Consider the following 7,921-nt stretch of genomic DNA (forward strand, 5'->3'; position numbering starts at 1 on the left):
GGAGATGCTATCGCAGGCAAGCCAGCTCCCACACAAGCCAGCCCCCACATTGATATCAGTGTTTTCTAGATATCGGTCGGCACCCTCGCCTTCTCCCGCGCATCCTCCCGACTGATCACGCCCTCGCCCACCAGCGCCTTCAAGCTCATATCCAGCGTCTTCATGCCCAACGCCCCACCTGTCTGGATCGCCGAGACCAACTGAGCCACCTTGTCCTCGCGAATCAGATTGCGAACCGCCGGTGTGCCCAGCAGGATTTCATGAGCCGCCACCCGCCCGCCGCCGAGTTTTTTCACCAGCACCTGGGACACCACCGCCTGCAACGACTCCGCCAGCATCGAGCGGACCATGGCCTTTTCCCCCGCCGGGAACACATCCACCAGCCGATCCACGGTCTTTGCCGCCGACGCGGTGTGCAGGGTGCCAAACACCAGGTGCCCGGTCTCAGCGGCCGTCAGGGCCAGGCGGATGGTTTCCAGGTCGCGCAACTCCCCCACCAGGATCACATCCGGGTCTTCCCGCAGCGCCGAGCGCAACGCCGCCGAAAAGCTGTGGGTATCCCGGTGCACCTGGCGCTGGTTGATCAGCGCGGTTTTTGGCCTGTGGATAAATTCGATGGGGTCTTCCAGGGTGAGGATGTGCTGGCGCCGGTGCTGATTGAGGTAGTCGATCATCGCCGCCAGGGTGGTGGACTTGCCCGAACCGGTCGGCCCGGTGACCAGCACCAGGCCACGGGGCAGTTGGGCGATACGCTGGAAGACGTCCCCCAGGCCAAGGCTTTGCAGGCTCTGGACCTCATGGGGAATGGTGCGAAACACCGCGCCCATGCCGCGATCCTGCTGGAACACATTCGCCCGGAACCGCGCCACGCCCGGCAGTTCGAAGGCAAAGTCCATTTCAAGAGATGTTTCGAAATCCTTTTGCTGGTGTTGATTGAGCAAAGGGCTGAGCAAATCCGCCACCTGGGGCGCCGACAGCACCGGCCAGTCCAGCGGCCAGACCTCGCCGTCCACACGCAGCATCGGCGCCAGGCCGGCCGACAAATGCAGGTCGGATGCGCCACGGCGCACGCCTGCCGTCAGCAGTTCAGTGATATCCATAGGGCTTTCCATTTCCAGTAGAATGCCGCGGACTCCATGTCCACGGGCGCATCTTGAATGTCCACGATAGCAGACAACATCGAGCGGGTTAGCCAGCGTATCCGCGCCGCCGCCGACGCCGTGCAACGCGACGCCAGCAGCATCCATCTACTGGCCGTGAGCAAGACCAAACCCGCCCAGGCCGTGCGTGAAGCCTACGCCGCCGGGATGCGCGATTTTGGCGAGAACTACCTGCAGGAAGCCCTGGGCAAACAGGCCGAATTAACCGACCTGCCCTTGAGTTGGCACTTCATCGGCCCCATTCAATCGAACAAGACGCGCGCTATCGCCGAGAACTTCGCTTGGGTGCATTCCGTGGAACGCCTGAAAATCGCACAACGCCTGTCCGAACAACGCCCGGCTGACCTGCCACCGCTGAACATCTGCATCCAGGTCAACGTCAGTGGCGAAGCCAGCAAGTCCGGCTGTACGCCCGCCGACCTGCCGGCCCTGGCCCAGGCGATCAGCGCGCTGCCGCGCTTGCAGCTGCGGGGCTTGATGGCGATTCCCGAGCCGACTGACGATCGTGCCGCGCAAGATGCAGCCTTCGCCACGGTGCGCGAGTTGCAAGCCGGTTTGAATCTGCCGCTCGACACACTTTCCATGGGCATGAGCCACGACCTTGAGTCAGCCATCGCCCAAGGCGCCACCTGGGTGCGGATCGGTACTGCACTGTTTGGCGCCCGCGACTACGGCCAGCCGTGAAATGGCTGACTTTTCACTGAATAAGGACCTGTCATGAGCAACACGCGTATTGCCTTTATCGGCGCCGGTAACATGGCGGCCAGCCTGATCGGTGGCCTGCGGGCCAAGGGCCTGGATGCCGCGCAGATCCGCGCCAGCGACCCGGGCGCCGAGACCCGTGCCCGCGTCAGCGCCGAGCACGGTATCGAGACCTTTGCCGACAACGCCGAGGCCATCCAGGGCGTCGATGTGATCGTCCTGGCGGTCAAGCCGCAGGCCATGAAAGCCGTGTGCGAAAGCCTGCGCCCAAGCCTGCAACCGCAGCAGTTGGTGGTGTCCATCGCCGCCGGCATTACCTGCGCCAGCATGAACAACTGGCTCGGCGCCCAGCCGATCGTGCGCTGCATGCCCAACACCCCGTCGCTGCTGCGCCAGGGTGTGAGCGGCTTGTACGCCACCAGCGAAGTCAGCGCCGCGCAACGGGATCAAGCCCAGGAACTGCTGTCCGCCGTGGGCATCGCCCTGTGGCTGGACACCGAGCAGCAACTGGATGCGGTCACCGCCGTGTCCGGCAGCGGCCCGGCGTATTTCTTCCTGCTGATCGAAGCCATGACTGCCGCTGGCGTGAAACTGGGCCTGCCGGCGGAAATCGCCAAGCAACTGTCGGAACAAACCGCACTGGGTGCAGCCAAGATGGCCGTGACCAGCGACGTCGACGCCGCCGAATTGCGCCGCCGCGTGACCTCGCCGGGCGGCACCACGCAAGCCGCCATCGAATCCTTCCAGGCCGGGGGCTTTGAAGCCCTGGTGGAAACAGCACTGGGTGCCGCGGCACATCGTTCGGCGGAAATGGCCGAGCAGCTGGGCAAATAAATAGTCGTCCCAATCAAGGAATCAAACATGCTTGGCCTTAATGACGCGCTTGTTTTTATCATCCAGACCCTGGGCAGCCTGTACCTGCTGATCGTGCTGATGCGTTTTATCCTGCAACTGGTGCGGGCGAACTTCTACAACCCGCTGTGCCAGTTCGTGGTCAAGGCCACCCAGCCGCTGCTCAAGCCGCTGCGCCGGATCGTGCCGAGCATGTTCGGTCTGGACATGTCGTCGCTGGTGCTGGCACTGCTGCTGCAGATCCTGCTGTTTGCCGTGGTGCTGTTGCTCAACGGCTTCCTGCCCTACACCGTGCTGCTGTTGCCATGGGCGCTGATCGGCATCTTCTCGCTGTTTTTGAAGATCATCTTCTGGTCGATGATCATCAGCGTGATCCTGTCGTGGGTCGCACCGGGCAGCCGCAGCCCTGGCGCCGAGCTGGTGTACCAGATCACCGAGCCGGTACTGGCGCCGTTCCGTCGCTGGATCCCGAACCTGGGCGGCCTGGACATCTCGCCGATCTTCGCGTTCATCGCGATCCAGTTGATCCAGGGTTGGGTGATCCCGTACCTGGCTGAATTTGCAGCCATGCCCAAGATGCTGTTCGGGCTAATCTGACACGCTGATCGTTCCCACGCTCCGCGTGGGAATGCAGCCTGGACGCTCAGCGTCCCATCACCTGACGCAGAGCGTCACCAGAGGCGTTCCCACGCAGAGCGTGGGAACGATCGGCCGGGAAGGGTTTGCTTGCCGCTAGGGTCCCCGCTCTTTAGACTTACGCCTCATTTAAACGAGAGCAGGGTCGATGCCAGCTGCCTTCCCCCCCGATTCTGTTGGACTGGTCGTGCCCCAAGTGGCGCACTTCAGCGAACCGCTGGCCTTGGCCTGCGGTCGTTCGCTGCCGGCCTATGACCTGATCTACGAGACCTACGGCCAACTGAACGCCACGGCCAGCAACGCCGTGCTGATCTGCCACGCCCTGTCCGGCCATCATCACGCCGCCGGTTTCCATTCTGCCGATGACCGTAAACCCGGTTGGTGGGACAGTTGCATCGGCCCCGGCAAGCCCATCGACACAGACAAATTCTTTGTGGTCAGCCTGAACAACCTTGGCGGCTGCAACGGCTCCACCGGCCCCAGCAGCCTCAACCCGGAAACCGGCAAGCCGTTCGGCGCCGACTTCCCGGTGCTCACCGTGGAAGACTGGGTGCACAGCCAGGCCCGCCTTGCCGACCTGCTCGCTATCAAGCAATGGGCCGCCGTGATCGGTGGCAGCCTGGGCGGCATGCAGGCGCTGCAATGGACCATCAGCTACCCGGACCGCGTGCGCCATTGCCTGGCCATCGCCTCGGCACCGAAGTTGTCGGCGCAGAACATCGCCTTCAACGAAGTGGCGCGCCAGGCCATCCTCACCGACCCCGAGTTCCACGGCGGTTCGTTCCAGGAAGCCGGGGTGATCCCCAAGCGCGGCCTGATGCTGGCGCGGATGGTCGGGCACATCACCTACCTGTCCGATGACTCCATGGGCGAGAAATTCGGCCGTGGCCTCAAGAGCGAGAAGCTCAACTACGACTTCCATAGCGTCGAGTTCCAGGTGGAAAGCTACCTGCGTTATCAGGGCGAGGAGTTCTCCGGGCGTTTCGACGCCAACACCTACCTGCTGATGACCAAGGCCCTGGACTACTTCGACCCGGCGGCCAACCATGACGACGACCTGGCCAAGACTTTCGAACACGCCACGGCCAAGTTCTGCGTGATGTCGTTCACCACCGACTGGCGCTTCTCGCCGGCGCGCTCGCGCGAGCTGGTGGATGCCCTGATGGCCGCACGCAAAGACGTCTGCTACCTGGAGATCGACGCTCCGCAAGGCCACGACGCCTTCCTGATCCCGATCCCGCGCTACCTGCAAGCGTTCAGCAACTACATGAACCGAATCGTATTGTGAGAAAGCCATGAGAGCCGACCTGGACATCATCCAAGACTGGATCCCCGCCGGCAGCCGCGTGCTCGACCTGGGCTGCGGCGATGGCGAACTGCTGAGCTGGCTGCGGGACAACAAGCAAGTCACCGGCTACGGCCTGGAAAACGACCCGGACAACATCGCCCAGTGCGTGGCCAAGGGCATCAACGTGATCGAGCAGGACCTGGACAAGGGCCTGGGCAACTTTGCCAGCAACAGCTTCGATATCGTGGTGATGACCCAGGCCCTGCAAGCAGTGCACTACCCGGACCGCATCCTCGACGAAATGCTGCGCGTCGGCCGCCAGTGCATCATCACTTTCCCCAACTTCGGGCACTGGCGCTGCCGCTGGTACCTGGCCACCAAGGGCCGCATGCCGGTCTCGGATTTCCTGCCGTACACGTGGTACAACACGCCGAACATCCACTTCTGCACCTTCGAAGACTTCGAAGCCCTGTGTGGCGAACGTGAAGCCAAGGTGATCAACCGCCTTGCCGTCGATCAACAGCACCGCCACGGCTGGGCGAGTAAACTATGGCCCAACCTGTTGGGCGAAATTGGTATCTACCGGGTCAGCAGCCCTGGCCTGACCGACCACAAGATTGCCGTCTAATCATTTTCAAGAGGGATGATCATGAGTCGCTTGGCTATTTTTCTATTGACCGCATGCCTGGGCGCCAGCGCCATCGCAGCGGACTCTATCGACGCTAATCGCAAGAAAGACTTCGGTGATATCACCGTCCACTACAACACCTTCACCTCCAGCTTCCTGCCACCGGAAACCGCCCAGAAGATCGGCGTGGTGCGCAGTAAAGAGAAGGGCTTGATCAACGTGACCGTGATCAAGGGCGTTGCCCCGGTAGCGGCGCAAGTGACCGGCACCATCAAGGACCTGGGCGGCAAGAGCGAGGTCCTGACCTTCAAGCAGATTACCGAGAAAAGCGGGGTCAGTTACCTGGCGCCCTACTCCGTCACCCAGCGTGAATACAAGACGTTTACCATCAACGTTGAAACCGGTGGCAAAGCCCATAGCTTCCAATTCAACCAAGAACAATTCCCGGCCGAATGATGAAACTCACCCAACTCGTACTGGCCAGCCATAACGCCGGCAAACTCAAGGAACTGCAGGCCATGCTCGGCGAATCGGTGCACTTGCGCTCGATTGGCGAGTTCAGCCAGGTAGAGCCGGAAGAAACCGGCCTGTCGTTCGTCGAGAACGCCATCCTCAAGGCCCGCAACGCCGCACGCATCTCCGGCCTGCCGGCGCTGGCCGATGACTCGGGTTTGGCGGTGGACTTCCTCGGCGGCGCCCCGGGCATCTATTCGGCGCGTTATGCCGACGGCAAGGGCGATGCGGCCAACAACGCCAAGCTGCTGGACGCCCTCAAGGACGTGCCGGACGCCGAGCGCGGCGCGCAGTTCGTCTGCGTGCTGGCCCTGGTGCGCCACGCCGACGACCCGTTGCCGATCCTCTGCGAAGGCCTGTGGCACGGGCGCATCCTGCATGCCGCCAGCGGTGAACATGGCTTTGGCTATGACCCGCTGTTCTGGGTGCCGGAGCGCAATGTCTCCAGCGCCGAACTGAGCCCGGCCGACAAGAACCAGATCAGCCACCGCGCCCGCGCAATGGATTTGCTGCGCCAACGCCTGAGCCTGAAATGACCCAAAACACCTCTGCGCAGCCGCTGATCCACGGCGGCGCGCAAACACCACGGGCGGCCCTGCCCCTGCTGCCGCCCCTGGCGCTGTACATCCACATTCCGTGGTGCGTGCGCAAATGCCCTTACTGCGACTTCAACTCCCACACCGCCAGCAAAGTGCTGCCGGAAGAGGAGTATGTGGACGCCTTGCTGGCCGACCTCGATCAGGACCTGCACGCCGTTTACGGGCGCGAGCTGAGTTCGATCTTTTTTGGTGGCGGCACGCCGAGCCTGTTCAGTGCGGCGGCCCTGGGCCGTTTGCTCAAGGGTGTGGAAGCACGCATCCCGTTTGCCGGCGATATCGAGATCACCCTGGAAGCCAACCCCGGCACCTTCGAACAAGAGAAGTTCGTGGCCTACCGCAAGCTGGGGATCAACCGCCTGTCCATCGGCATCCAGAGCTTCCAGCAGGAAAAACTCGAGGCCCTGGGCCGCATCCACAATGGCGATGAAGCCATCCGCGCGGCGGGCATGGCGCGCCAGGCCGGGTTCGACAACTTCAACCTGGACCTGATGCACGGCTTGCCCGATCAGTCCCTGGACGACGCCTTGAGCGACCTGCGCCAGGCCATCGCGCTGAAGCCGACCCATTTGTCCTGGTATCAGCTGACCCTCGAACCCAACACGGTGTTCTGGAACCAGCCGCCTGCGCTGCCCGAAGACGACACGTTGTGGGATATCCAGGAAGCCGGCCAGGCGCTGCTCGCCGAACACGGTTACGCACAGTACGAAGTGTCGGCCTATGCCCAGCCAGGTCGCCCGGCGCGGCACAACCTGAACTACTGGAGCTTTGGCGACTTTATCGGCATCGGCGCCGGCGCCCACGGCAAGCTCAGCCACCCGGACGGGCGCATCGTGCGCACCTGGAAGACCCGCGCGCCGAAGGACTACCTCAACCCGGCAAAAAACTTCCAGGCCGGCGCGAAGGAACTGACCAATGAGGAGCTGCCGTTCGAGTTCCTGATGAACGCCTTGCGCCTGACCGAAGGTGTCGAAGCCAAGCTGTACGCGGAGCGTACCGGCCTTGCGCTGGCCAGCCTGGACGAAGGCCGCCGCGAGGCCGAACAAAGTGGCTTAATGCAGGTCGAACCGTCACGCCTGGCGGCGACCGACCGCGGGCAACTCTTTCTCAATGACCTGTTGCAGACGTTTTTGAGCTGACGCTCTTAAGGAAATCGAATGGATTTGGTACTCGACCTGCTCGCCACCGTATCCCGCTGGAGCCGCAGCAACCTGTCGGAAATCTCCCTGGCATTGGTGGGCTGCTTGCTGGTGCTGTTTGGCGCCGATATCAAGGGCTGGGTCGAAGCCCGCCTGGGCAGCGTGGCCGGTGCGTTGCGCGTACCGCTGATGGCGTTGCTGTGCATGATTGGCAGCGGTGCGGCGTTGATCTACGCCACGCCGTGGATTGTGCGGGGGTTGAGCCAGTTCAATAACTACAGTTTGGCGCCGGTGTTGGTGGTGGTGCTGGTACTGATCGGCGTAGTAGCAGACCGCCGCTAACCTCAAGCACACTGCAAAACAAATGTGGGAGCTGGCTTGCCTGCGATGCAGACACCTCGGTCTAT

General features: G+C 62.7%; 10 protein-coding genes. 9 read left to right on the top strand and 1 reads right to left on the bottom strand.

Annotated features, from left to right (window positions below):
• Positions 1-65: 65 nt before the first annotated feature.
• On the bottom strand, positions 66-1,100 hold the full coding sequence (locus B348_RS0106340) for a type IV pilus twitching motility protein PilT (RefSeq protein WP_017735304.1): 1,035 nt from the start codon (positions 1,098-1,100) through the stop codon (positions 66-68).
• A gap of 57 nt (positions 1,101-1,157) precedes the next feature.
• Between B348_RS0106340 and B348_RS0106345 the strand changes: the two genes are divergently transcribed.
• The 9 genes from B348_RS0106345 (at position 1,158) to B348_RS0106385 (ending at position 7,856) form a co-directional block, all read left to right on the top strand.
• The gene (locus B348_RS0106345) at positions 1,158-1,844 is read left to right on the top strand and encodes a YggS family pyridoxal phosphate-dependent enzyme (RefSeq protein WP_017735305.1); all 687 of its coding nucleotides are present in this window, start codon (positions 1,158-1,160) and stop codon (positions 1,842-1,844) included.
• Between the two features lie 33 nt (positions 1,845-1,877).
• Entirely contained in the window at positions 1,878-2,696 is an 819-nt protein-coding gene (proC, locus tag B348_RS0106350; RefSeq protein WP_017735306.1) for a pyrroline-5-carboxylate reductase, read from the top strand.
• A 27-nt stretch (positions 2,697-2,723) separates the two neighbouring features.
• The gene (locus B348_RS0106355) at positions 2,724-3,311 is read left to right on the top strand and encodes a YggT family protein (protein ID WP_017735307.1); all 588 of its coding nucleotides are present in this window, start codon (positions 2,724-2,726) and stop codon (positions 3,309-3,311) included.
• A 187-nt stretch (positions 3,312-3,498) separates the two neighbouring features.
• The gene (locus tag B348_RS0106360) at positions 3,499-4,638 is read left to right on the top strand and encodes a homoserine O-acetyltransferase (RefSeq protein WP_026136606.1); all 1,140 of its coding nucleotides are present in this window, start codon (positions 3,499-3,501) and stop codon (positions 4,636-4,638) included.
• Positions 4,639-4,645: 7 nt separating this feature from the next.
• Positions 4,646-5,266, top strand: coding sequence for a methionine biosynthesis protein MetW (gene metW / locus B348_RS0106365; protein ID WP_017735309.1), 621 nt, complete (start codon positions 4,646-4,648; stop codon positions 5,264-5,266).
• Positions 5,267-5,287: 21 nt separating this feature from the next.
• On the top strand, positions 5,288-5,722 hold the full coding sequence (locus tag B348_RS0106370) for a DUF4426 domain-containing protein (protein ID WP_017735310.1): 435 nt from the start codon (positions 5,288-5,290) through the stop codon (positions 5,720-5,722).
• Complete coding sequence (rdgB, locus tag B348_RS0106375; RefSeq protein ID WP_017735311.1) at positions 5,719-6,315, top strand: RdgB/HAM1 family non-canonical purine NTP pyrophosphatase; 597 nt, start codon at positions 5,719-5,721, stop codon at positions 6,313-6,315. Before B348_RS0106370 ends, rdgB begins: the two co-directional genes overlap by 4 nt.
• On the top strand, positions 6,312-7,514 hold the full coding sequence (gene hemW, locus B348_RS0106380) for a radical SAM family heme chaperone HemW (RefSeq protein WP_017735312.1): 1,203 nt from the start codon (positions 6,312-6,314) through the stop codon (positions 7,512-7,514). Before rdgB ends, hemW begins: the two co-directional genes overlap by 4 nt.
• Positions 7,515-7,532: 18 nt before the next feature.
• The gene (locus B348_RS0106385) at positions 7,533-7,856 is read left to right on the top strand and encodes a DUF3392 domain-containing protein (RefSeq protein WP_010207241.1); all 324 of its coding nucleotides are present in this window, start codon (positions 7,533-7,535) and stop codon (positions 7,854-7,856) included.
• Positions 7,857-7,921 lie beyond the last annotated feature (65 nt).

Source organism: Pseudomonas sp. CBZ-4, assembly GCF_000346755.1.
In the GTDB taxonomy this organism is placed as follows: domain Bacteria; phylum Pseudomonadota; class Gammaproteobacteria; order Pseudomonadales; family Pseudomonadaceae; genus Aquipseudomonas.